This is a genomic window from Actinoplanes couchii (genome assembly GCF_016862075.1).
Taxonomy (GTDB): Bacteria; Actinomycetota; Actinomycetes; order Mycobacteriales; family Micromonosporaceae; genus Actinoplanes; species Actinoplanes couchii.
Genome location: NZ_BOMG01000077.1, coordinates 1 through 22,952, shown reverse-complemented (window position 1 = coordinate 22,952; position 22,952 = coordinate 1). Strand labels below are relative to the sequence as shown.

Genomic DNA, 22,952 nt, shown 5'->3' with positions numbered 1-22,952 from the left:
CGATCCGCCATGGTTCAGCTGACCAGACGACACCTGTTGACCGCTGCCGGTGCCGCCGCGGTGGCCGGGATCGCCGGTTGCAGCTCTTCCCCCGAGGAGTCCGCCGACCTCGATGAGAAACGGGCCGGGGCGATGGACGGGTTCAAGGCCGGTGACCAGTTCAAGGCCACCGAACCCCTGACGTTCTCGATCATGATGCTCAGCAACCAGGGGTATCCGTACAAGGCGGACTGGCCGTTCTTCAAGGAACTGACCGCGCGGACCAATGTGACCGTGGAGTCGACGGCGGTTCCGGGCAGTGACTACAACCAGAAACGCAGCGTGATGGTCAGTGCTGGAGACGCGCCGTTCATCATCCCGAAGACCTACCACCCGGATGAGGAGGCGTTCATCGCCGGTGGGGCGATCCTGCCGGTCAGTGACTACGCCGAGTTGATGCCGCACTTCACCGAGAAGGTGGCCAAGTGGAACCTGCAGCCGAACCTGGACCAGTTCAAGGCCGAGGACGGCAAGTACTACCTGCTACCCGGCCTGCACGAGAACGCCTGGCAGGACTACACCCTTGCGGTACGCACCGACGTGATGACGAAACTCGGGCTCAGCCAGCCGCAAACCTTCGACGATCTGACGAATGTGCTGCGCGAGATGAAGAAGGCGCACCCGGATCTCTATCCGCTCTCCGACCGGTGGAGCACTCCCCCGCAGCCGGGTGCGAACAACCTGCTCAACCTGATCGGCACCGCCTATGACGCACACGTCGGCTGGGGCTGGACCCCGACCCACTGGGACGCGGCGGCCTCCAAGTTCGTCTACTCCGGCTCGACCGATCAATACCGGCAGACCCTGGAATACGTGAACACGCTGGTGAAAGAAGGGCTGCTCGACCCGGAAAGCTTCACGCAGACCGATGACGTCGCCCGGCAGAAGTTCGCCAACGGCAAGTCGTTCATGATCAGCGCCAACGCGCAGACCGTCGTCAACGAGGCGCGCAAGGACATCGCGAAGATCCCCGGCGCCACCGTGGCCAAGCTGATCTTGCCGACCGGCCCGATGGGCGCCACCCTTCCCGGCACCTCCCGCCTGGAGAACGGCATCATGATCTCCAAGAAGGCCCTCGAATCGAAGAACTTCGTGGCCATGATGCAGTTCATCGACTGGCTCTGGTACTCCGACGCCGGCCTGATGTTCAGCAAATGGGGCATCGACGGCCAGACCTACTCCGGCAAGGTCGACGACGGCTCGTTCAAGCTGGATCCGGGCATCACCTGGGCCGGCATCAACCCCGACGCGCCCAAGAATCTGCAGGTCGACTACGGATTCTCCAACGGCGTCTTCGCGTACGGCGGCAGCACCGCGATGCTCAACTCGCAGTTCTCCGACGAGGAGAAGGCGTTCCAGGCCGAGATGAACAAACGGCAGGTCCGGGAGGTCTCGCCGCCCGCGCCGCTGAGCATCGAGGAACGCGAACAGGTCACCCTCTGGGACTCGGCCCTCAAGGACCACGTCTTCCAGAACACCCTCAAATTCGCGCTCGGGCAGCGGCCGCTCAGTGAATGGGACGCCTACGTCAAAGAGCTGGAGGGCAAGAACTCCACCCAGTACCTGGACATCGTCAACAAGGCGCACGAACGCTACAAGAAGGCGCACGGATGAGTGCCTGGCGCTTCTGTGTCGGGACCGGGCGGATGGAACTCGCGCTGCGCCGGGACTATCAGGACTCGCTCGCCCTGGTACAGCGGGAGATCGGGTTCCGGCACATTCGCGGGCACGGCATCTTCGCCGACGGCATGGGCATCTACCGGCCCTATCGGTTTTTGAAGAACGAACACCAGCGACATTCGTACACCTACCTCGACCAGGTCGTCGACGCCTACCTCGAGCTGGGCATCCGCCCGTTCCTCGAGATGGGCTTCATGCCGTCGCAGCTCGCCTCCGGCGATCAGACGGTCTTCTGGTGGCGCGGCAACGTCACTCCCCCGACCTCCTACCAAGCCTGGGCCGTTCTGGTACGGGGAACGATCGCGCACCTGGTCGACCGTTACGGGCTGGACGAGGTCCGCAGCTGGCCGATCGAAGTCTGGAACGAACCGAACCTGCCGCAGTTCTGGCAGAACGCGGACGCCGACGCCTATCACCGGCTCTATCGGGTGACAGCCGACGCGGTCAAGGACGTCGACGCGGCACTGCAGGTGGGTGGCCCGGCGATCTCCCCGGGATCGGACGAATGGCTGGAGACATTCGCCGACTTCGTGATCCGCCACGACGTGCCGATCGATTTCGTCAGCCGGCACGCCTACAGCTCGGGGCCGGCGCAGCACATCCCGTTCGGCACCCATCAGACCCTCGAACCCGCGACCCGGCTGCTCGAACAATTCGCTCTGCCCCGGCAGCAACTCGCCGGCACTCCCCTCGACGGGCTGCCGGTGCACATCACCGAATTCAACTCCTCCTACCGGCCGGACAACCCGATCCACGACACCGCGTTCCACGCCGCCTATCTGGCCCCGGTCGTCGCGTTCGGCGGCGAATTCGCGGACTCCTACTCCTACTGGACGTTCAGCGACATGTTCGAGGAGGAGGGGGTGTCGACCGAACTGTTCCACGGTGGATTCGGGCTGCTCACCCACCGGCAGATCAAAAAGCCCACCTTCCATCTGTACGCGTTTCTCGCGCGCATGGCCCCGCACCTCCTCTCCCGCGGCGACGATCACCTGGCCACCAACGATCCGGCGGGGCGGATCACCGTGCTCGCGTGGGCGCCTGTCGATCACGTAGATCTGCGGCAGTCGCCGGAACGGCATTCCCTCCGGCTGTCCCTACCGTTCAGCGGATCGCAGGCGTTTCTGCTGCGGTCGTCGGCCGACGAGGAACGGGGCAACGCGTGGGCCGCCTGGCGGGAGATGGGCCGGCCGGCGTCCCCGATCCCCGCGCAGGTCGAGACACTGCGGGAATGCGCCGAACCGGTGCGCACCCACTCCCGGCTGCCGGTCAGCGGCGGGCAGGTGGAGATCGACATCGCGCTGGCCCGGCACGAGGTGACCTTGCTGGAGATCACGCCGGTAGCCGACACGACACCGCCGTGGTGGGATGACGCGCGCCTGCTCGGGGCCACGTCGTGACGTCGGCGACGGCGTTCGGGACGGGGCTGCTGTCACAGGTGTCGGCGTTCGTCTACCACCTGCTCGTCGTCGAGTTGCTGCTGGTGGTCACGGCCGGCCCGGGGCTGGTGGTGACGTGGCTGCTCGCACCCGACGTGTCCAATCTGCCGTTGGGCGTGCTGTGCCTGCTGCCGGTCGGGCCGGCACTGTCCGCGGCACTCTACGCGGTGCACCATCGGCGGCTCGACCTCACCGAACTGCGGCCCGCTGCCCTGTTCCGGCGCGGTTATCGACTCAACTTCGTCCAGTCCTTGCAGGTCTGGGGTCTGTCGCTGATCGTGGCCGCGTTCAACCTGATCTCCCTGAGTGTCGCCGGGGCGGTGGTGCTGGCCGGGGTCACGCTGTGGATGCTCAACGCGCTGGTGGTCTCGGCTCTGTTCTCCTTCCGGAGCCGGGACGTGTGGCGCCTCTCGGCTTATCTGCTGGTCCGGACACCCTCGGTCACCGTCGCCAACCTCTGCCTGCTCGTGGTGACAGTCGGGGTGGTGGTCGCCTTCTCCGAGGTGGTCCTGGGGCTGCTCGGGTCGGTGCTGGTGCTCGCGGTCCTCGGCAATACCCGTCGTCTGGTCGGTCTCGTGCGGACGGAGTTCACCCGGTGAAGATCCCTTACGGTGGCGATTACAACCCTGAGCAGTGGCCGCGCGCTGTCTGGGAGGACGACTACCGGTTGTTCGATGCGGCCGGCGTGGACACCCTTACGGTCGGCGTTTTCACGTGGGGGCTCACACAGCCCTCGTACGACAAATATGATTTTGCGGTTTTGGATGGGATCGTCTCGCGCGCTGTCGACGGCGGGCGAAAGATCTGCCTGGCCACCGGCACCGGGGCACATCCCGCCTGGCTCGCCGCGTCACATCCGGAAGTCACCCGCGTCGACTTCGAAGGGCGCAAGCATCGCTACGGGGCCCGGCACAACTCGTGTCCCAGCTCGCCCGTCTACCGGCGGCTGTCCACCGAGATCGCGCGCCGGATCGCGGAGCGTTACGCGGGGAATCCGGCGATCATCGCGTGGCACGTCGGCAACGAGTACGGCGGGGCCTGTTACTGCCCGATCTGTGCCGCCGGGTTCCAGGAGTGGCTGCAAAAACGCTACGGATCGCTGGAAGCGCTGAACGAGGCCTGGTACACCACGTTCTGGTCGCACACGTTCAGCGACTGGTCGCAGATCGAGCCGCCGTCCGCTCTGACCGAGCACTGGCGCGGGCCCGACCACACCGCTTTTCAAGGGATCACCCTGGACTATCAGCGGTTCATGTCGGACGCGCTGCTCGCCAACTTCTGCGATGAGAAAGCGGCCATCCGGGAGTTCGACTCCTCCACTCCGGTGACCACCAATTTCATGGGGCTGTACCGGCCGATCGATTACCATCGCTGGGCTGCTCATCTGGACTTCGCGTCGTGGGACAACTACCCGCCCGACGACCGGTCGGCGGCCCGGATGGCGCTCGCCCATGATCTGATGCGCGGGCTCAAGGGCGGTGCGCCGTTCTGGCTGATGGAGCAGACACCGAGCGTGACCGCGTGCCGGGACGTCAATCCGTTGAAACGGCCGGGGGTGATGCGGCTGTGGAGTTGGCAGGCGGTCGCGCACGGGGCCGACGCGGTGCTGTTCTTCCAGATGCGGGCCGGTCGCGGGGCCAGCGAGAAGTATCACGGGGCGGTGATCGGGCACTCCGGGCGGTCGGACACCCGGGTGTTTCAGGAGGTCGCCGCCCTCGGGGCCGAGTTGTCGGCGCTGGGATCGGTGACGCTGGGTGCTCGTACCCCGGCTCGGGTGGCGCTGTTGTTCGACTGGGACAGCTGGTGGGCATTGGAGATCTCGGACGGGCCGTCGAGGCTGGTTCGCTATCTGGACGTCGTCACCGCGTACCACCGGGCGCTCTGGACCCTGGGGGTTGACCTTGATGTGGTGCCGGTGACCGCGTCGCTGACCGATTATGACGTGGTGGTCGCGCCCGCCCTGCACATGCTCAAGGGTGATCTGGCGGAGCGGCTGTCGGCGGTGGCCGCCCGCGGCGGGACCGTGGTGTCCACCTTCCTGTCCGGGCGGGTCGACGAGGACGACAACGCCTTCCTGAGCGACGTGCCGGGGCCGCTGGCAGGCCTTTTCGGGATCCGGATCGACGAGTGGGATGCACGGGACCGCTCGCACGTGAACCCGGTGGCGATCGGCGCGGCGACCTTCCCGGCGCGGCTGATCTTCGAGCTGGTGATTCCGGAGGGTGCCACGGTCGTCGGGACCTACACCGGCGACTTCTATACCGGGACCGCTGCCGTGACCAGAAATGACCACGGGCAGGGCCAGGCGTGGTACGTGGGGACGGCGCTCGACCAGGCCGGGGTGACGTCGGTGCTGCGGCCGATCCTGGCGGCGCACGACCTGCTGGGGCCGCTGGCCGACCTGCCGGACGTCGAGACCGCGACCCGGGTGGCACCGGACGGAACCCGGATCCTGTTCGTCCTCAACCACGGCCCGTCTCCCGCCCCGCTGCCCGCCATGACCGGAATCGATCTGCTCACCGGAGCCGCGCCGCCTGCCCGGCTCGCGCCCAACGGCGTCCTGGTCCTCCGAGCCTCATGAGCATCCACCCGGCGTGGTTGCCGCCCTGCGCTTTCCTGGCCGGCCGCCGAGTGCTTGTCGATTCCGATCACCCGCTGGCCGACACCGTCCGGGAGGAGGTGATCCGAGCCGGCGGAATCCTGACCCCACACGCTGACCTCACCTTCACCGCCGGCCCGGCGGGCGACGCCTTCACCCTGACCGGTGACCGCGTGGCTGCTGACGGGCCCCGGGGGATGATCTACGGGCTGTTCGAGCTGGCCAGGGGTGGTGCAGCCGGACGACATGAGCCCTCCTTCGAACGGCGCATGATCGATCACTGGGACAACGTCGACGTGCATCCGGTGATGGGTCAGGTCGAGCGCGGTTACTCCGGTGGGTCGATCTTCTGGAAGGACGGTGTCCTTCGCGGGGATCTGGGCCGGGTCCGGGACTATGCCCGTCTGCTCGCCGCGGCCGGGATCAACGCGGTCACGATCAACAACGTCAACGTGCATGCGGCGGAGGCGCGGCTGCTGACCGATCGACGGGACGAGGTGGTCACCTTAGCTCGAGAATTCCGACATTTCGGAATTGTCACTCATTTGTCGATCAACTTCGCCGCACCGGTGATCCTCGGTGACCTGCCGACCGCGGATCCCCTGGATCCGCATGTCCGGCAGTGGTGGGCGACAATAGCCAACTCACTCTGTGAGGATATTTCCGACTTCGGCGGATTTCTCGTGAAAGCCGACTCCGAAGGCCAGCCCGGCCCTTTCACCTACGGACGCTCCCACGCCGAGGGCGCCAATATGCTCGCCGCGGCCCTGGCCCCACACGGCGGGGTGGTGCACTGGCGGGCATTCGTCTACAACCACCGGCAGGACTGGCGGGACCGCACCACCGATCGGGCACGTGCGGCGTACGACCATTTCGCCCCGCTCGACGGACTCTTCGCCGACAACGTGATCGTTCAGGTCAAACACGGCCCGATCGATTTCCAGACCCGGGAACCGTTGTCGCCGGTGCTGACCGCGATGCCGTCCACCAGGCTGGCGGTCGAATTGCAGGTGACCCAGGAATACACCGGCCAACAAAAGCACGTGTGTTATCTGGCGCCGATGTGGAAAGAGGTGCTGGACTCGGTGCACGGCGACCTCACCGCGGTCTCGAACGTGGGCGACGACAGGTATTGGACCGGCCACCCCCTGGCCCAGGCCAATCTTTACGCCGCGGGCCGCCTGGCCTGGAACCCGGATCCGACAGCGGTGCTGGACGAGTGGATGACGCTGACGTTCCCCGAAGCGCCGTCCGAACTGCGCACCGTTCTGCACCGGATCATGGATCGATCGTGGCTGACGTACGAGAAGTACACCGCCCCGCTGGGAATCGGTTTCATGGTCCGCCCCGGTCACCATTACGGCCCCGATGTGGACGGCTACGAATACACCCCGTGGGGCACCTACCATTTCGCCGATCGTGACGGGGTGGGCGTGGACCGCACGTCCGCGACCGGAACCGCGTTCGCCGCCCAATATCCGCACAGCCGGTACGAATCCACCGCCACCTGCCCCGACGAACTCCTGCTGTTCTTCCACCACGTGCCCTACACGCACGTGCTCCACAGCGGTTCGACGGTGATCCAGCACATCTACGACACCCATTTCGACGGCGTGACCGAGGTCGAGTCGATGCTGGCGGCCTGGCAGGAGGCGTCCTCCCTGGTGGACCCCGACCTGCACGCCAGGGTCGCGTCCCGCCTGGACGAGCAGCTCCGCAGCGCCACCGAATGGCGCGACCAGATGAACACCTACTTCTACCGCAAGTCCGGAATCCCCGACACCCACGGCCGCCGGATCCACTGACCCACCCGCTACGGTCGACACCAGGTCGACGAATCGGGGGATTCACATGCGTCACCGCCGAGCGAGCATCGTCTGCGGTTGCCTGACCTCAGCCCTGGCCGCCTCGATCATCGCCGTCAAGCTGCCGTACTACGCACTCTTCGCCTCAGCGGCCCTGATCGTGGTCTTCGCGGTGTGGCTGACAGTCCTGGCCAGAACAACCCGCTGACAGTCCCGGCCAGAACAATCCGCTGACAAGGGCCGTCACTCCTTGCGGTGGGCGCGCAGCAGAGCCAGCAGCCGGTCAGCCGCTCGCGGGTCACGGCTGAACAGAGCCGCCGCGAGCAGAGCCAGCACGCTGGCCCCACCGGTCGCCAGAGCCCATTCCGGCAGAACGCCACTACCCAGCAGCGCGGAACCCCCGCCGACCGCGGCGATAGCCTCGGCCAGGGCCCGGGGATCGGCCCGGCGCGCCGCCTGCATCAGCCGGCGACGGCGGTCTCGCAGGTCCGGGCTGTCGATCGTGTCCAGCGTGGCGCATGCCAACGTGGTCAGTTCCCGCGCGAGCTCGGGCGTGCCCAGTCGATGAGCCAACGGAACGTGGAACACCAGCGTGTCCAGAGAAGCACGCTGACGGCTCGCGGCCGGCTTCACGCTGATCGTCCGCAGGTTGTGCAGCCGGTCGGCAACCGTGATCAGGGCCGGGCCGGGATCGACCGGCCCACCGGCGCGAACCGTTTTCCAGGTCACCGCCTGGACCATGCCGGAGATGCCGGTGCCGAAGTCCGCGTCCAACCGGGTCGCGGTGACGGGGGTGTCCTCGATGACGTCGTGCAGCAGGGCCGCGCACACGGCCGGGGTGTCGCCGCCGTTCTGCGCCACGATCCCGGCGACCGCGACCGGGTGGGTGATGTAGCGGTCCCCGCTCGCCCGGCGCTGGCGGCCGTGCGCCCGCTTCGCCGTCTCGTAGGCGTGCCAGATCTGAGGGATGTCGCCATGGCGACCGGAGTCACTTATCGTGTTCATAAGTTCACCCATTGTGTAAACCATGCCGCGAGTGTACGACTTGAGGTGAAGTGGGGTTGAGCTTGCACGATGGCGGGATGACGCATGGTGGGGACGGCTGGGCGGGGCTCGAACAGCACATGACTGTGGAGATCACGACGATCGGGCGGCGCAGTGGGCGGCCGAGCCGGATCGAGACGTGGCGTTATCTGGCCGCGGGGCGGTTCTGGTTGTCGGGCAGTCCGGGGCGGCGGGACTGGTATGCGAATCTGGTCGCCCACCCCGACTTCACGGTGCATCTTCCCGGCCTGGATCTGCAAGCGCGCGCCCGGCCGGTGACGGATCCGGACGAGCGTACGCAAATCTTCGCAGAGTTCGTGCCGGGTTTGAGCTGGGCGGGCAGCGTGCAGAGCTGGATCGAGGGCAGCCCGCTCGTCGAGATCGAACCGCGCGACCGAACCTAGTGCCGGATCTCCAGCGCGATCTTCCCGGCGGATCGGCTCGTGGCGTGGTCGCGGAGGGCCTCGGCGGCCTCGGCCAAGGGGTAGGTGGCTCCGACCACGGGTGTCACGGCGCCCGACTCGATGTGAGCGGTCAGGGTTTCCAACTCCGGTACCCGTACGAACGAAGTCACGCCTTTGAGCTTCTGCGGCATGAACAGGGAGATCAGCGGCGCGGCCATCAACCTGTGGAAACCGCCCATCACCCGGCCTTCCGCGTGGCCACCGCCGACCAGGGCGATGACCGCCCGGGGTTTCGCGGCCCGGCGCAGCAGCGGCAGCGGCCGGCTCCCGGCGAGATCGACGATCACGTCGTACGCCGGGCCGTCGCGGTCGATCTCCTCGCTCGTGTAGTCGATCACCTGGTCGGCGCCGAGCGAGCGGACCAGCTCCGCCTTCGCCGGGCTGCACACGCCGGTCACGCTCGCCCCGGCGATCTTGGCGAGCTGGACCGCGAACGACCCGACCCCACCGCCCGCGCCGGTGATCAGGACCCGCTGTCCGGACTGGACCCCGGCTTGACGCACGGTCTGCAACGCGGTCACGCCGGAGACCGGGACGACCGCCGCCCCGGCGAACGAGATGCCCGGCGGTTTGCGGGCGAGCTGTTTCTCCCGGGCGGTGGCGAACTCGGCGAACGATCCGGACCGGCAGGTGCCGTAGACCTCGTCACCGGGCCGGAACCGGGTGATCCGCGCGCCGGCCCGGGAGATCACGCCGGCCACGTCCAGTCCCAGGATCGGCACCCGGGGGCGGCGCGGCCCGGAGGCGAGGCGGACGGCCCAGGGGCGGCCGGTCATCATGATCCAGACGCCGGGGTCGACGGCCGCCGCCCGGACCTCGATGAGCACCTCGTCGTCGGCGACGGGCGGTGGATCCACGTCGCGCAGTTCCAGAACGTCGGCAGAACCGTACGAACTCCTGGTGATGGCTTTCATCAAGACTCCTCAGCGAGTGCGGGGTACTCGAAGACATCGTCCAGCGGCACACCGAAGACCCGGGCGATCCGGAACGCGGTCTCCAGCGACGGCGAATAACGACCCTGCTCGATCGCGATCAGCGGACTACGGTGCGGAAAAGGTCAGACACGCCGAACCGGTTTTCAAAGCCGGAGTACGCCGGGATCGCGTTGACAGGCGTCCATGTCGGCGGGACGCTGGGCGCCTCGGTTCGCGGCGGAGGCCGGCATGGGCGGATTCATCCTCGGCGCGGTCGTCGCCCTCCTCGTGGGAATGCGACTCGCCCGCCTGATCGACGGCAACAAGAGCGCGCGCGAGGCCTGCGGAAGGCCAAGGCCACCGACGTGGCCGATCACCTGGCCGAATCCATCCGGTCGGCGGGCGGTGCGCGGGTCGGGGCTGCCCGGTCCGCGTCCGGATGGCAAGCTCCTGTCCCGTGATCCATGATTTCCTCAAGATCGAGGCGCGCCCGTGAGGGCGGTCATCGTCGCGACGGTCGTCGCGTTCATCGTGTCGCTGCTGTGTACGCCGCTGGCGATCAAGGTCTTCACCGCGCTCAAGGCCGGGCAGCCGATCCGTTCCCTGGGGCTGGCCTCCAACCAGGGCAAGACCGGCACCCCCGCGATGGGTGGTGTGGTGTTCATCGTGGCGACGCTGATCGCGTACGTGGCCGGGCATTTCGCGCTGACCACCCTGCCGGAGCGGCAGATCGCGCAGGAGAAGCCGACGATGACGGCGCTCGTCCTGCTCGGCCTGTTCGTCTTCTGCGGCGTGATCGGCTTCATCGACGACTTCCTCAAGGTGCGCCAGCGCAACTCCGACGGCCTGTCCGCCAAGGGCAAGCTGCTCGGCCAGGCGGTCGTCGGCGCGATCCTCGGTGTCGTCGCGCTGAACTTCGCCAGCACCAACGGCCAGACCGTGACCAGCGAGTACATCTCCTTCATCCGGGACATCGAGTGGCTGGACATCGGCAAGTTCGGCTCGGTGATGATGTTCGTCTTCGTGATCACCGCGATGTCGAACGGCGTGAACCTCACCGACGGCCTGGACGGCCTGGCCACCGGCGCGTCGATCCTGGTGCTCGGCGCGTACGCGTGGATCGGGTTCTGGCAGTACCGGCACTGGTGCGCCGACACCGCGTACTCCAGCGTGAACGAGTACTGCTACCAGGTCCGTGATCCACTGGAGATCGCGATGATCGCGGCGGCGGCGGCCGGGGCGTGCGCGGGCTTCCTGTGGTGGAACACGTCGCCCGCGAAGATCTTCATGGGTGACGTGGGCGCGCTCGGGCTGGGCGCCCTGATCGGCGGCCTGGCGGTGGCGACCCGTACCACCCTGCTCTCGATCCTGATCGGTGGTCTGTTCTTCCTGATCACGATCACCTGGGTGATCCAGATCGTCTCGTTCCGGACCACCGGCAAGCGCGTCTTCCGGATGGTCCCGCTCCACCACCACTTCGAGCTGGCGGGGTGGAGCGAGGTCAACATCGTCGTCCGTTTCTGGATCATCGCCGGCGTCTGTGTGGCCGCCGGACTGGGCGTCTTCTACTCGGACTTCCTGGCGGCAGTGGGTTAGCGGGCCCGGGGACGGACGAAGTCCTCGGCCACCTGTTCGGCGGCGTCGAACCCGGCATCGAGATCGACGTCGGCGTCGATCGTCCTGGCGCCGTCGCGCAGGCGGTTCAGGGTGTCCGCGACGACGGGTGCGTCCTTCTCCGCCGGGCTGGCGACGGTCACCGCCAGTTCCACGGCCCGCAGCGGCGTACGCCCGTCGAGCGCCAGGTCGAGGAAACGGTCCGCTTCGGCGGGGTCCGGCGCCCGGGTGGTCCCGGCGCGGTAGTCGGTGAACGGGCGGGCCAGCGCGTTCGCCATCACCAGCGCCGACGCCGCCCCGGTGTCGGTCCCGGAGTGGATCTCGGCCAGGTCGGTGAGCAGCGCGCGGGCCCCCTCGTCGTGGGTGAAGTCGCCGAGCGCCAGGGCCCGGCCGACTCCGGCGCTCAGGGTCTTGGCGGAGATGTCGAGTTCGGAGTCGGTGCCGGGCATCCGGATGTCGATGACGGCCGGCGCGGACGTGACGACGGTCAGCGGGTCAACGGTCAGCCGGGCGACGACCGTGTGCCGGCCGGGCTGTTCGAAGGTCACCCCCTGGTTGGTGAAGAACACCTGGGCCCGGCCGGTGACCGACTCCCCCGGTTCGAGGCGGACCATCGGGCGGGGGCCGCAGCCGACCGCGATGTCGAGCACGTGGTCGAGTTCGCCGCGCGGTGAGGTCCGCTGGAACACCAGGTCGCCCTCGGCCAGGGTGAGCAGGCCGGTGACGTCCCGGGCCCGGTCGCCGGTGTTGGTCAGCACCACCTCGGCGGTGAGGAACTCGCCCACGTACGCCTGACCCGGCAGCCCGACGGTGAGCAGCAGCCCCTCGTCACCGTCGTCGGCGGCGGCGAGTCCCGCGACGTCCACCGGGGTGGGCAGCCCGGACGACAGGCCGCCGTGCCCCCACCCGAAGTTCTTCCAGCCCGGTCGCACCTGCGGGTCGGGCGCGTGCACCAGCGACAGCCGGTCGTGTTCGCTGAAGAAGAAGGACGCGTTTCCCGGGTACGGGTCGGCCACGGTCGCGAACCCGATGACGTCCCCGGTCTGGTTCATGATCTCGGTGCCGATGGCCGGCGCGTGCACGTCGTGTTTCGGGTGGAACAGGTTGAACGCGTGCCCGGCCTCGTGCACCAGGGTGCGCAGGAACGCCGCGGGCACCTCGTTCAGCCGCCGGTTGCGGGCCGCGGGGTCGATCACCGGGCTGCCGCCCAGACCGGCGTCGGCGAACCCGGCGGCGCCCTGCCGGGGGAACGTGTCGTCGTCGAACATGATCCCGAACAGTCCGCCCTGTGCCGAGCCGACCAGCAGCCAGAGCCGCCACGAGTCGTCGGTGGCGGTCCGCTGGTGCCCGGTGAGCAGGGTCTGGAGTTCGGCGTTGGTGAGGTCCGCGTCGTCCGGGATGCTGATCTCGTCGGTGGTGACCCGCAGGTCCCAGCCGGCCGTGGCGTAGATCGAGCGGAACGTGGCGACCGCGCCCGAGCCGACGGTGGCCGACGCCGGGAAACTCCGGTTGACCATGGCGTCCACCTCGACACGGCAGCCGCGGTACAGGGTCGAGGTCCGGGTGGCCCGGACCTCGGCGGTGACGTCGCCGAAGCGCAGGGTGCCGCTGAGGTCCGGGTCGCCGCTCAGGGTCAGGGTTCCGGTGTCGGACGCGACGAACTCGCTCGTGGCCCGGTCCCACAGATGACGCACGACGGCGACGGTCAGGACATCACCGGAGAACGTGGCTCCGGACGACCGGAAATACCATGAATATTGAGACCTGGGGAATGTTGGATACCACGGTTCGGAATCCGGTGGAATGGTGTCGGGAACGGTTCCCCGGCGGGTGTAGACATCGCCGGAGACGCGGAGCGCGGTCTCGTCCGCTTCGATGCGCATGTGCCCGCGGACCTGCGGAGCACGAGCATCGGGGAGGGACGGTCGCACGGTGATCAGCCATGATCCGTTGAGGAGAGCCTGTTTGGACATGGGGAATGCTGTACACCGGACGTACGATGATCAGCAGCTTTCAGTCTTTGATCCGACCACACGAAAAACGGTCGCCCGGAATTCACCAGGCGACCGTTTTCGGACCGGGAATCAGTCGGCGACGATACCGAGATCGGGTTCGGGCAGCAGGTCGACCGTGTCCGACGACGACGCCTGCAGCTCCAGCACGACGATCTCGTTGACCCCCGCCTTCAGGACCGGCGCCGGCACGTACAGCGTCCGCTGGGGTCCGCGGGCCGCGAAGCGCCCGAGCGGGAAGCCGTTGATCCAGGCCGCGCCGCGCTCCCAGCCCGGCAGCGCGAGGTACGAGTCGGCGACCGTGTCCAGGGTGAACTCACCACGGCGCAGGGTCGGGCCGATCGGCAGGCGGGTGCCGGCCGGGGCGAACGGCAGCCCGGTGACGTCGTCGAGCGGCACCGCGGTCTGTGTCCAGCCGCTCAGTTCCGCCCCACCGGCGGTGACCGGGCCGAGCAGTCCCTTCGGGTCGAGCATGCCGGGGCCGTAGTTGACCCGCCCGGCGTTCTCCACGACCAGGGTCAGCTCCGCACCGGGCCGGGACGCCACGACCGGTAGGGAGCGTTCGTGCCGGGAGCGTTCCAGCAGGCCGGCCGGGTTGCCGTCGAGGAAGACCTGGACCCGGTCGGAGTACGCGGTGACCGTCAGCACCGTGGGCCCGGCCTCCGGCAGGGTGGTCCGGTAGATCACGAACCCGTCGGCCTGGCCGAGCGCCTCCATCGTCAGCGGCTCCGCGGACTCCACCGGCGTCCCGGGGACGTCGAGCAGCGAGACCGCGGAGTCCAGGACGATGCCGGAGTGCCCGACGGTCGGCGCCGGGGCGGGCAACGGCTGGTCCGGTACCGGCACGTGCTTGGCGATCGCGGCGCGCATCAGCTCGTACTTGCGGGTGATGTCGCCGTTCTCGGCCAGCGGCGCGTCGTAGTCGTACGACGTGATGGTCGGCTCGTAGGCGTGTTTGAGATTGGCACCGCTGGTGAACCCGAAGTTGGTGCCCCCGTGGAACATGTAGAGGCTGACCGATCCACCGGCGGCGAGCAGCTTCTCCAGGTCGTCGGCGGCGCTCCGGCCGTCCCGGGTGTGGTGCGGGCCGCCCCAGTGGTCGAACCAGCCGTTCCAGAACTCGGCGCACATCAGCGGCCCGGTCGGCTGGATCTTGCGCAGGGTGGCCAGGGCGGTGTCGACCTTGCCGCCGAAGGTGCCGGTACGCAGGACGTCGTCCAGGCCGCCGTTGCGGAGCATCTCCTCGGAGTGCGCCTGGTCGCAGGTGAACAGCAGTTCGGTGATGCCGCGGCGCCGGTAGCCGTCGACGATGTGCCGCAGGTACTGCTCGTCGTCACCGAAGGCGCCGTACTCGTTCTCCACCTGGACCGCGATGATCGGGCCGCCGTGGTGCGCGAGGAACGGCTCGATGACGGGGATGAGCTGGTCGAACCACTCGTCGACGGCCTTCAGGTAGGCCGGGTCGCTGGTGCGCAGCTTGATCGACGGGTCCGAGGTGAGCCAGGCGGGCAGGCCGCCGCCGTCCCATTCGGCGCAGATGTACGGGCCGGGCCGGAACAGCACCTTCAGGCCCGCCTCGGCGATCAGCCCGAGGTAGCGGGGCAGGTCGAGGATGCCGTCGAAGCGCATCTCGCCGGGCCGGGGCTGGTGGGCGTTCCACGGCACGTACACGTCGATGGTGTTGAGGCCCAGCAGCCGCGCCTTCTCGATCCGGTCGGTCCACTGCTCGGGGTGGATCCGGAAATAGTGCATGGCACCGGCCACGATCCGGAATGGTCGTCCCTGCCAGAGGAACTCGTCGCCTGCTGTCTCGAGCACGTGCCGCCCTTTCACCCACTGATGTTTACGTAAACATACCGGCTGCTCCGGTCCAGCGGCAGAGAGAATGTGAAGCGCGAGCCCCCGCCCGGATTGTCGGCAGCACTGATCACGCCGCCGTGCCGTTCCACGATGCGCTTGCAGATCGCCAGGCCGAGACCGGTTCCGGCATATCCGCAGTCGCGGTGCGCCCGGTGGAAGTTGCCGAAGATCGCGTCGTGCTGGCCGGCCGGGACACCGATGCCGTTGTCGGCGACGGTGACCTCGGCGAACCCGTCCCGGACCGCCCCGGTCACGGTCAGCCGGGGAGTCACGTCCGGAGCGGTGTACTTGACCGCGTTGCCGATCAGGTTGTCCAGCAGCTGCCGGGTCAGGACCCGGTCCGCGCACACGTGGCCCAGCTCGCCCACGGTGAACTCCGGCACCGGCGTACCGGCGGCCACCGCGGCGTCGGTCCGCGCGGCGGCGATGTCGGCGACCAGCTCGGCCAGGTCCACCGGCACCGGGGCGATGTTGCCGTCCCGGCTGGTGGTGTAGGCCAGCAGATCGTTGATCAGCCCGCGCATCCGGCCGGCGGCGCGACTGACCCGGCCGAGGCTGTCCCGGGCCAGGTCGAGGCGGGGCGCCGGGTCGTCCAGGATGTCGGCAGCGGTGTCGGTCCAGCCCTCCACGGTGGTGAGCGGGTTGAGCAGGTCGTGGGCGACCACCCCGGCGAACCCGGCCAGCTCGTCACGCTGGCGGCGCTCGGCGGTGACGTCGTGGAAGACGATGACGGCGGCGTCGCGGCCACCGATCGATCTCGCCACCGCGGTCGCCGTGACGCTGATGATCCGGCCCTCCGGGATGCCCGGGTTGCGGACCAGCAGGTCCATCTTCTCGATCGGCCGGCCGGCCATCGCCCGGGCGTACGGCAGATCCTCGTCCCGTACCGGGGTGCCGTCCAGGTGGAACAGCCCGTAGTGGGCGCCGTCGGTGATCTGGTCGCCGGGGCTGGTCCGGCCGCCGAGCAGGTGCACGGCCGCCGGGTTGCGCAGCACCACCCGCCCGGTGGAGTCGACGACCGCGAGCCCCTCGGCCATCGCGTCGACGATCGCGGGCATCAGCGCCTCGCGGTCACGGCGCCGGCCCAGGGCGGCAGCCGCGTACCCGAGCGAGATCCCGGCCGCGCCGATCAGAATCGCACCGAGGCTCATGCCCGGACCAGCCTGCGCACGGCGTGCCCGAGCACCGCCACGGTGAACGGTTTGGCCAGGTGGGCGGCGCCGGTCTCGCGGATCCGGTTCATGTCGGCGGGTGTCCACAGGGCGGAGACGAACATCGCGGCCAGCTGCGGCTCGCGCCGGCGCAGTTCGATCAGCAGCTCGATGCCGTCCATGCCGGGCATCGCCACGTCCAACAGGGCGACGTCGGGCATGCCGTGCCGCTCGACCGCGACGAGGGCCGCCGCGGCGCTGTCGCTGGCCAACACGTCGTGACCGTCCCGGCGCAGCCAGCGCACGATCAGGTCCCGGACGTCCGGTTCGTCGTCGACCACCAGTACACGTATCACGCCGGATTCGTCGGTCACCGGCGGCCGGACTTGACGCTTTCACTCCCGCGGGTGACTGCCGGGCGTTGCGTGCGCCGGGGGAATCCGCTGGCCGGACCGGCGGGGCGCAGATCATGCCCGGCAAACCGGGACGATTTGCAAGTATTTAGACGGTATGGTGCCGCATGTCCAAATTCAGACCTCCCCGAGGACTCACATGTCGTACCCTGCCGCGATCTTCCGCCGTGTAGTGGCGGTCTGCGCCACCGTGGCGATGACCGCCACCGGCTGGGCCGCCCCGGCCACCGCCGTCGCCGTGTCCATCGCCCCCGCGCCCCTGCAGTACGTCGCCCTCGGTGACTCGTACGCCGCCGGGCTGGGTTCCGCACCGACCAGTGACAAGTGCGGCCGAACCTCCGTCGCCTACCCGGCCCTGCTGGCCCGGCAGGCCGACGGCAAGGTCGCCTTCCGCAACGCGGCCTGCAGCAGCGCCGCCACCGCCGACGTGATCCGCCAGGCCGGCACGCTGACCGCCCGGACCGGACTGGTCACGATCACCGCCGGGGCCAACGACCTGGGGTTCCGTCAGGTGCTCGCGGCCTGCGCGAACGCCGCCACCGCGGCCGCCTGCCGGCGCGGCAACCTCGCCCTGGACCGTAGGCTGAAGACCCTGCCCCGCGACCTGAACCGGATGATCCGCGCCGTGGTCACCGCCGCCCCCGACGCGCGTGTCGTGGTCACCGGCTACCCGCTGCCGTTCGCCAAGGCGAAGTCCTGCCCGTCGGTGCCGCTCAGCGCCAAGGTGCGGGCCCGCGCCAACCAGGTCGTCACCAGCCTGAACAGCGCCATCGCCGCGGCGGCCACCCGCAACCGGGTCCGCTTCGTCGACGTGGACAAGGAGTTCGCCGGACATGCCCTGTGCAGCACCCGCCCCTGGCTCGTCGGGACCTCGGGTCTGCGGGACAACACCGTGCTGCACCCGACCGCTACCGGGCACGCCCGCGGTTACCTCCCGGTCGTCGCCGGTTCCGGTCTCGCCGACCGCGCCTGAACAACTCCCCGGCGCTCTTTCATGGAGCGCCGGGGATATCCTCTGCTCCGATGGCCACCTTCCGCGGCGACTGCCACGTGCACTCGCTGAAGTCGCACGGCGGTGAGATGACTCCCGCCGCGATCGTCGCCGAGGCCCGCGCGGCCGGTCTGGACTTCCTCGCCGTCACCGAACACGACGCCGCCGCCGATCTCGCCGAATGGTCCGGCCTGCTGATCATCCCCGGTCAGGAGGTGATCACTCCGGACGGCCACTGGCTGGCCCTCGGGCTCCCGCCCGGTGTCGTCGTCCGCGAGGTGACCGAGGCCCGCCGGCACGGCGCGCTGTGTGTGGCGGCGCACCCGTTCGCCCCGTACCCCGGCGGCACGCTCCGGCTCCCCCTCGACGACTTCGACGCGATCGAGGTGTGGAACGGCCGGTGGCGCTCCGACCTGCCGTGGAACGCCGACAACGAGGCCGCCCTGTCCCTCTGGCACGACCATCCGCGGCTGCCCGCGATCGGTAACAGCGACGTGCACCTGCCGGGCCAGATCGGCGCCCCGCAGCTGGTGATCTCGGCGCCCGTGCTGACGGCCGGGTCGGTGCTGTCCGCCATCCGGTCCGGTGCCTGCTGGATCGCCGGCTCCGCCGACATCAACCTGACCTTCACCCCTGCCGCGGTACGGGTGACCGGGGCCCCGTCCGCGGTGGTGACCATCCGCACCGACCGTGGCGTCCTGCTCCGCGAAACCCTGCCTGCCTCGGGCGACGGCGTCGTCTCCCTCCCCGTCTCCGTCCGCACCCCCATCCGTGTCGAGGTCCGCCATCCGGACGGCACCATGGCCGCGCTGACCAATCGCATCGGCGCCCTGCTTCTCAGCGACTGAATTCGATGGCGGTCAGGTCGCCGTGGAACTGGTCGGTGTCGATGTCGGAGCGGCGCGGGCTGATCTGTTTGCCACCGATCACCACCCGGCCGGCCGGCAGGATGTCACCGAGAGCGGTGCTGTCCCGGACCGGTGGCCGCAGCACCTCACCGGTACGCGGGTCACGGACCCGGATCTGGAACAGCGACCGGGACAGCCGCGCGCACGTCACCCGGTACCACCGCCCCACCTGCAACGACAGCCCCGCGTCGAGCAGCACCGCCGCGTTCCCGTCGGACCACCGGCACGACGGCCGCCCCGAGTCCACCTGCAGCTTCCACTGACTGTGCCCCGCGCCGGCCCGGCCGAACTGGAACACGTTCATGCCCGCCCCGGCCGGCGCCGGTTCGGTCAGCCGGATGTCGGCGCCGAAGGTGAACCGCCCCCGCCCGGCCAGACTCTCCGATCGAGGCGGGCGAATGATCGCTTGCGGACACGGCGCGCTGGTGCAACTGCCGCCGGGGAACCGCAGGACCCGATCGCCGGCCGGTTCGGTCACCGACGTGACGGCGCCACCGCCGCCGGTGAGGACCTCCCCGTGCAGCTGCCGGCCGCTGACGTCGGCGACCCGGGCCGGCCCGGCGAGACCGCCCAGATAGCGGACCTCCACGGTTCTGACGGGCGGCACGATGCCGAGGGGCAGGGCGAAGACGACCACGACAGCGGCCCGGATTAGCCTCACGACCAGGAGCACAGCCGACCACCCCGCCCGATGGCAAAGCCGGTTACCCCGAACGGACGACACCCCACCCGAACGGGACCGGACCGAGGACCTCGACCACCGGCCGTACGGCCAGAACGAACCCCTCCGCCCATCGTGCCGTGACCAGCGGCCCGAGATCGGCCACATGCCGCGATTCCCAGCCGAGTCCGGTCAGCAGCTCCCGGGCGCGGTCCTTGGCCGCGGCCGAGTCCCCGGAGAGGAAGACCGACACCCCTTCCCCGCCGGTACGCGCCATCAGTGACGCGTGCATGGTGCTGAGCGCTTTGACCACCTGGCTGTCCGGCAGCACCCGCTGAACGTTTTCGGCCAAACTGCTGTCCGGGTAGAGCAGTTCCGCGGCGAAGCCCCGCTCATCCACCCGCACCGCGTTGGCGACGTCGACGACCACTTTCCCCCGCAGTTCGTCCCGCAGCCCGGCAAGCACCGCCACGCTGACGTCACCGGGCAGCGCGTTGACGACGACGTCCCCGTACGCCGCGGCCTCCGCCAGATTCCGCCGCGAGCCGACGACCACCGGCCGCCCCGCCGAGGCCAGTCCGGTAGCGATCGTCCGGGCGACCGCGCCCGCTCCGAGAAGTGCGAACCGTGTCATGGGCCCACGCTAAAGTGGCGTCCCCGAGCACCTCCAGTAGGCACTTCAAGGTGCCCAGTCATGATTGTTCGTGCTTTCGTTCCTTCGTTTCGTTCGGGGGTGGGACCGTGGCGGCGCACATTCCGGAGAACCGCCGGGCCGAGCACCGGCAGGCGATGGCCGAGTGTCCCGGCCATCGGGTGCTGACGATGCTCGGCAACCGGTGGGTGAGCCTGATCCTGAAAGCGCTGGGCGACGGGCCACGCCGGCACGGCGACCTGTCCCGGGCCGTTCCGGGCGCCAGCCAGAAGATGCTCACCCAGACGTTGCGCGGGCTGGAACGGGACGGGCTGCTGCGGCGGGACGAGGCGGGCTACACGCTGACCCCGCTCGGGGCCGGGCTGCTGGACACCATGAACGTGGTGGTGGGCTGGGCGAACGTTCACATGGCGGCGTCCAGTTCGGCGAACAGGCCGGTCGGCACCGGGGCCAGCTCCGGCCAGTAACGGCGGCCGGTGGACCACGCGGCGGACAGGGCGGCTCGCAGCGAGTCCGGGTCGGCGGTCGCGGTCGCGAGGTGCAGGTCGTGCAGGACGGCCGGAGGCAGGTCGGTCTCGGCGGCCCGGGACGGGGTCAGCCAGTGCTGGGTGCGGTTCTCGGCCAGGCGGGCCATCCACAGCAGGTGCCGTTGGACGTGGGTCAGGGCGTCGACGGCCCGTAACCACTCGCCGCGCCGGGTCACGTGGTGGGCCAGGATCAGCCAGTTCGCGAAACGGCCGCACAATTCCGCTCGTTCGTCCGGCGTACCCGGCAATCGGGGTTGATCGGGCAGTTGATCCAAGGCTTTTCGGAGTGCTCCGGAACGGTCGACGACGATCATGCGGTCGACGGGTGCGCCGCGGGCCGGCCAGGAACCCACCGACGGGATGTCGGCGGCGGTGGCGAAATGGAACTCGCCCCGGATCAGGCCGGGGAAGAAGGCGACGTGCGCGCCGAATTCGTTGCCGACCACATAATGGGAGGGACCGACCCCGCGGATCCATTCGTACGGGTCGGGCGGGCTCTCGAAGAACAACCAGAATTCGATGTCGCTGTGCACGTCGCCCTGCCCCGCGGCGAACGATCCGTAGGTGAGGGCGGCGGCGAGTCGCCCGTCGGCCCGGCAGATCCGTTCCACGTCGGCGATCAATCGGTGTTGGCGCATGTTCACCATCCTGTCGCGTTCTCGTCTCCGAGAACCTCTCGAAATATCGGCATGGGATCGTCGAACAACGCGGTGCCCCGTGGACACGGCGTGCCAGCATGGCGGCCAGATGGCCGCTACACAGGGTTCGGGGGAGCCGTGACTGATCGACGTACCTTCATGCGGGCCGGGGGCCTGCTCGCCGGGGGTCTCGCTGTCGGCGCGGTGGTCGCCGAGTCCGCCCGGGCCGACTCGGGCGGCGCCGACCTGCCGCTCCTGGCCTGGCACACGGCGCTGGCCGGGCGCCGGTGGTCACCCGCGGTAGTCGCCGTTCTCGGCTCGTCGACGAGCGAAGGGGTCGGGGTCAGCGCTTACGGGCGAGGCTATCCACACCTGCTGGCCGACAATCTGCGGACCGCGTTCCCGGTGGCCGGGGCGGCGGGCGGGGACAATTACGTGGCGGCGTGGGGCACCACCGGAATCAGCGGATGGCCGGTGGAAGCCGAGGGCCAGCGGATCAAATCCGGCGGTTGGGGATTGAAGTCGCTGATTCAGGCAGCCGGTCAGAAGGCCACCTACACGTTCCAGGGAACCGGGGTGGAGATCTGGTTCACCGCCCAGCCCGGCGCCGGATCCTTCACGGTGACCATCGACGGAATCCCGCAGGACGACGCGCCGTCCACCGCCGGCCACACATCGATAAGCACGACCGCCGGCGGGGTTTCCGGAAATGCATCGATCAGCACCGAAGCGACTTCGGTCGACCGTAATGCGCGCTGGATCTCCCCGCCACTCCCCCGAGGTTCCCACACGATCGCCGTAACGTGCGTGCGGGGCCCGGTGACCCTGCACGGTTTCGCCACCTACGCCGGCGACGAGTCCCGGGGAATCCGCCTGTACAACGCCGGCCACGGCGGCCGGACAAGCACCGATTTCGCCACCGACACGGCATCGTGGACCCCGAGGTTACGAACCATCCGGCCGAACCTGGTGATCCTGCAACTGGGCGTCAACGACTGGCGGATAAACGTCCCCGCGGCCACGATGAAGGACAACCTGAAGACCATCATCGCGGCGGTTCGAAAGACCACGGAAATCGCCCCGTCCTTCGTGATCTACGGTTCCCCGAGGGTGACGGCAGGCCGGCCGGACCAGGACTTCGCCCTGTTCACACAGGCATGGCAGGAGGTGGCGAAGGAGGACACCGGAGGCCCGGGAGGAGGAAGCGGAGTGGCCTATTTCGACCTGGCGTCCCGCCAGTTGTCCCCCACCACGGACAACACCCAAAACCTGTACAACACCGACCGCCTACACGTGACCGACCAGGGAGCAGCCTTCACAGCCGACGCCCTGACAACTTTCCTGTCCCCATAGCCCCCTCGCCGTCCCCCTCCCGGCCCCTCACCCTCACCGCCGTCGCCCGGTCCCCCTCGCCGTCACGGTCCCCCTCGCCGCCGCCGTCGCTCTCGCCCTCGCCGTCGCCCTCGCCCTCGCCCTCGCCGTCGCCCTCGCCCTCGCCCTCGCCCTCGCCCTCGCCCTCGCCCTCGCCCTCGCCCTCGCCC

General features: G+C 69.1%; 24 protein-coding genes. 13 read left to right on the top strand and 11 right to left on the bottom strand.

Annotation, left to right across the window (positions count from 1 at the left end; all coding sequences use genetic code 11):
* The first annotated feature begins 9 nt into the window (after positions 1-9).
* Genes Aco03nite_RS31035 through Aco03nite_RS31010 form a run of 6 tightly spaced genes read left to right on the top strand, consistent with a single transcriptional unit; the run spans position 10 to position 7,770 of the window.
* Positions 10-1,653: an ABC transporter substrate-binding protein gene (locus Aco03nite_RS31035; RefSeq protein ID WP_203801148.1), complete on the top strand. Its 1,644-nt coding sequence runs from the start codon at positions 10-12 to the stop codon at positions 1,651-1,653.
* Positions 1,650-3,119 (top strand): GH39 family glycosyl hydrolase, encoded by a 1,470-nt coding sequence (locus tag Aco03nite_RS31030; RefSeq protein WP_203801145.1) that lies wholly within the window; start codon positions 1,650-1,652, stop codon positions 3,117-3,119. The genes Aco03nite_RS31035 and Aco03nite_RS31030 overlap by 4 nt, the downstream gene beginning before the upstream one ends.
* Positions 3,116-3,757, top strand: coding sequence for a YesL family protein (locus Aco03nite_RS31025; protein WP_203801144.1), 642 nt, complete (start codon positions 3,116-3,118; stop codon positions 3,755-3,757). Before Aco03nite_RS31030 ends, Aco03nite_RS31025 begins: the two co-directional genes overlap by 4 nt.
* The gene (locus Aco03nite_RS31020; RefSeq protein WP_203801142.1) at positions 3,754-5,739 is read left to right on the top strand and encodes a beta-galactosidase; all 1,986 of its coding nucleotides are present in this window, start codon (positions 3,754-3,756) and stop codon (positions 5,737-5,739) included. Before Aco03nite_RS31025 ends, Aco03nite_RS31020 begins: the two co-directional genes overlap by 4 nt.
* Positions 5,736-7,562, top strand: a complete 1,827-nt coding sequence (locus Aco03nite_RS31015) for an alpha-glucuronidase (RefSeq protein ID WP_203801140.1) — start codon at positions 5,736-5,738, stop codon at positions 7,560-7,562. Before Aco03nite_RS31020 ends, Aco03nite_RS31015 begins: the two co-directional genes overlap by 4 nt.
* Positions 7,563-7,608: 46 nt before the next feature.
* The gene (locus Aco03nite_RS31010; protein ID WP_203801138.1) at positions 7,609-7,770 is read left to right on the top strand and encodes a hypothetical protein; all 162 of its coding nucleotides are present in this window, start codon (positions 7,609-7,611) and stop codon (positions 7,768-7,770) included.
* Positions 7,771-7,805: 35 nt separating this feature from the next.
* Here the strand turns inward: Aco03nite_RS31010 and Aco03nite_RS31005 are convergent, their stop codons facing one another.
* Positions 7,806-8,567 carry an HD domain-containing protein gene (locus tag Aco03nite_RS31005; RefSeq protein ID WP_203801137.1) on the bottom strand — a complete coding sequence of 254 codons (762 nt, stop codon included), beginning with the start codon at positions 8,565-8,567 and terminating at the stop codon, positions 7,806-7,808.
* 77 nt (positions 8,568-8,644) lie between these two features.
* On the opposite strand from Aco03nite_RS31005, the gene Aco03nite_RS31000 reads away from it, so the two are divergent.
* The gene (locus tag Aco03nite_RS31000; RefSeq protein ID WP_203801136.1) at positions 8,645-9,010 is read left to right on the top strand and encodes a nitroreductase/quinone reductase family protein; all 366 of its coding nucleotides are present in this window, start codon (positions 8,645-8,647) and stop codon (positions 9,008-9,010) included.
* Here the strand turns inward: Aco03nite_RS31000 and Aco03nite_RS30995 are convergent.
* Together Aco03nite_RS30995 and Aco03nite_RS30990 are read right to left on the bottom strand one after the other, a co-directional pair.
* Positions 9,007-9,984 carry an NAD(P)-dependent alcohol dehydrogenase gene (locus tag Aco03nite_RS30995; RefSeq protein WP_203801131.1) on the bottom strand — a complete coding sequence of 326 codons (978 nt, stop codon included), beginning with the start codon at positions 9,982-9,984 and terminating at the stop codon, positions 9,007-9,009. The genes Aco03nite_RS31000 and Aco03nite_RS30995 overlap by 4 nt on opposite strands.
* A complete protein-coding gene (locus Aco03nite_RS30990) occupies positions 9,984-10,097 on the bottom strand; it encodes a helix-turn-helix transcriptional regulator (protein ID WP_275415922.1) in 114 nt (37 codons plus the stop codon). The genes Aco03nite_RS30995 and Aco03nite_RS30990 overlap by 1 nt, the downstream gene beginning before the upstream one ends.
* Positions 10,098-10,233: 136 nt before the next feature.
* On the opposite strand from Aco03nite_RS30990, the gene Aco03nite_RS30985 reads away from it, so the two are divergent.
* Positions 10,234-10,452, top strand: coding sequence for a hypothetical protein (locus Aco03nite_RS30985; protein WP_203801130.1), 219 nt, complete (start codon positions 10,234-10,236; stop codon positions 10,450-10,452).
* Between the two features lie 24 nt (positions 10,453-10,476).
* On the top strand, positions 10,477-11,580 hold the full coding sequence (gene mraY / locus Aco03nite_RS30980) for a phospho-N-acetylmuramoyl-pentapeptide-transferase (RefSeq protein WP_203801129.1): 1,104 nt from the start codon (positions 10,477-10,479) through the stop codon (positions 11,578-11,580).
* Here the strand turns inward: mraY and Aco03nite_RS30975 are convergent.
* From Aco03nite_RS30975 to Aco03nite_RS30960, 4 genes are all read right to left on the bottom strand, one after another.
* A complete protein-coding gene (locus Aco03nite_RS30975) occupies positions 11,577-13,571 on the bottom strand; it encodes a hypothetical protein (protein WP_203801128.1) in 1,995 nt (664 codons plus the stop codon). The two genes, mraY and Aco03nite_RS30975, sit on opposite strands and share 4 nt — an antisense overlap.
* Before the next feature lie 111 nt (positions 13,572-13,682).
* Positions 13,683-15,428, bottom strand: coding sequence for a glycoside hydrolase family 35 protein (locus tag Aco03nite_RS30970; protein ID WP_203801126.1), 1,746 nt, complete (start codon positions 15,426-15,428; stop codon positions 13,683-13,685).
* An 11-nt stretch (positions 15,429-15,439) separates the two neighbouring features.
* Positions 15,440-16,621: a sensor histidine kinase gene (locus Aco03nite_RS30965; RefSeq protein WP_203801123.1), complete on the bottom strand. Its 1,182-nt coding sequence runs from the start codon at positions 16,619-16,621 to the stop codon at positions 15,440-15,442.
* Entirely contained in the window at positions 16,618-16,977 is a 360-nt protein-coding gene (locus Aco03nite_RS30960) for a response regulator (protein WP_203801122.1), read from the bottom strand. Before Aco03nite_RS30960 ends, Aco03nite_RS30965 begins: the two co-directional genes overlap by 4 nt.
* A 196-nt stretch (positions 16,978-17,173) precedes the next feature.
* Here Aco03nite_RS30960 and Aco03nite_RS30955 point away from each other — a divergent pair, with 196 nt between their 5' ends.
* Both Aco03nite_RS30955 and Aco03nite_RS30950 read left to right on the top strand, forming a co-directional pair.
* Entirely contained in the window at positions 17,174-18,007 is an 834-nt protein-coding gene (locus tag Aco03nite_RS30955) for an SGNH/GDSL hydrolase family protein (protein WP_203801121.1), read from the top strand.
* 50 nt (positions 18,008-18,057) lie between these two features.
* Positions 18,058-18,873 (top strand): CehA/McbA family metallohydrolase, encoded by an 816-nt coding sequence (locus tag Aco03nite_RS30950; protein ID WP_239145579.1) that lies wholly within the window; start codon positions 18,058-18,060, stop codon positions 18,871-18,873.
* Here Aco03nite_RS30950 and Aco03nite_RS30945 read toward each other — a convergent pair.
* Positions 18,863-19,594: a hypothetical protein gene (locus tag Aco03nite_RS30945; protein ID WP_203801119.1), complete on the bottom strand. Its 732-nt coding sequence runs from the start codon at positions 19,592-19,594 to the stop codon at positions 18,863-18,865. The two genes, Aco03nite_RS30950 and Aco03nite_RS30945, sit on opposite strands and share 11 nt — an antisense overlap.
* A gap of 43 nt (positions 19,595-19,637) precedes the next feature.
* Positions 19,638-20,228, bottom strand: coding sequence for an NADPH-dependent F420 reductase (locus Aco03nite_RS30940; RefSeq protein WP_203801117.1), 591 nt, complete (start codon positions 20,226-20,228; stop codon positions 19,638-19,640).
* Between the two features lie 107 nt (positions 20,229-20,335).
* Between Aco03nite_RS30940 and Aco03nite_RS30935 the strand changes: the two genes are divergently transcribed.
* On the top strand, positions 20,336-20,713 hold the full coding sequence (locus Aco03nite_RS30935) for a winged helix-turn-helix transcriptional regulator (protein WP_239145578.1): 378 nt from the start codon (positions 20,336-20,338) through the stop codon (positions 20,711-20,713).
* Here the strand turns inward: Aco03nite_RS30935 and Aco03nite_RS30930 are convergent.
* Positions 20,650-21,411 carry a nucleotidyltransferase domain-containing protein gene (locus tag Aco03nite_RS30930; protein ID WP_203801116.1) on the bottom strand — a complete coding sequence of 254 codons (762 nt, stop codon included), beginning with the start codon at positions 21,409-21,411 and terminating at the stop codon, positions 20,650-20,652. The genes Aco03nite_RS30935 and Aco03nite_RS30930 overlap by 64 nt on opposite strands.
* Positions 21,412-21,549: 138 nt before the next feature.
* Between Aco03nite_RS30930 and Aco03nite_RS30925 the strand changes: the two genes are divergently transcribed.
* Entirely contained in the window at positions 21,550-22,764 is a 1,215-nt protein-coding gene (locus Aco03nite_RS30925) for an SGNH/GDSL hydrolase family protein (protein WP_203801115.1), read from the top strand.
* Here Aco03nite_RS30925 and Aco03nite_RS30920 read toward each other — a convergent pair.
* Positions 22,727-22,952: hypothetical protein (locus tag Aco03nite_RS30920; RefSeq protein ID WP_203801113.1), on the bottom strand; the 226-nt coding region annotated here is incomplete at its 5' end. The genes Aco03nite_RS30925 and Aco03nite_RS30920 overlap by 38 nt on opposite strands.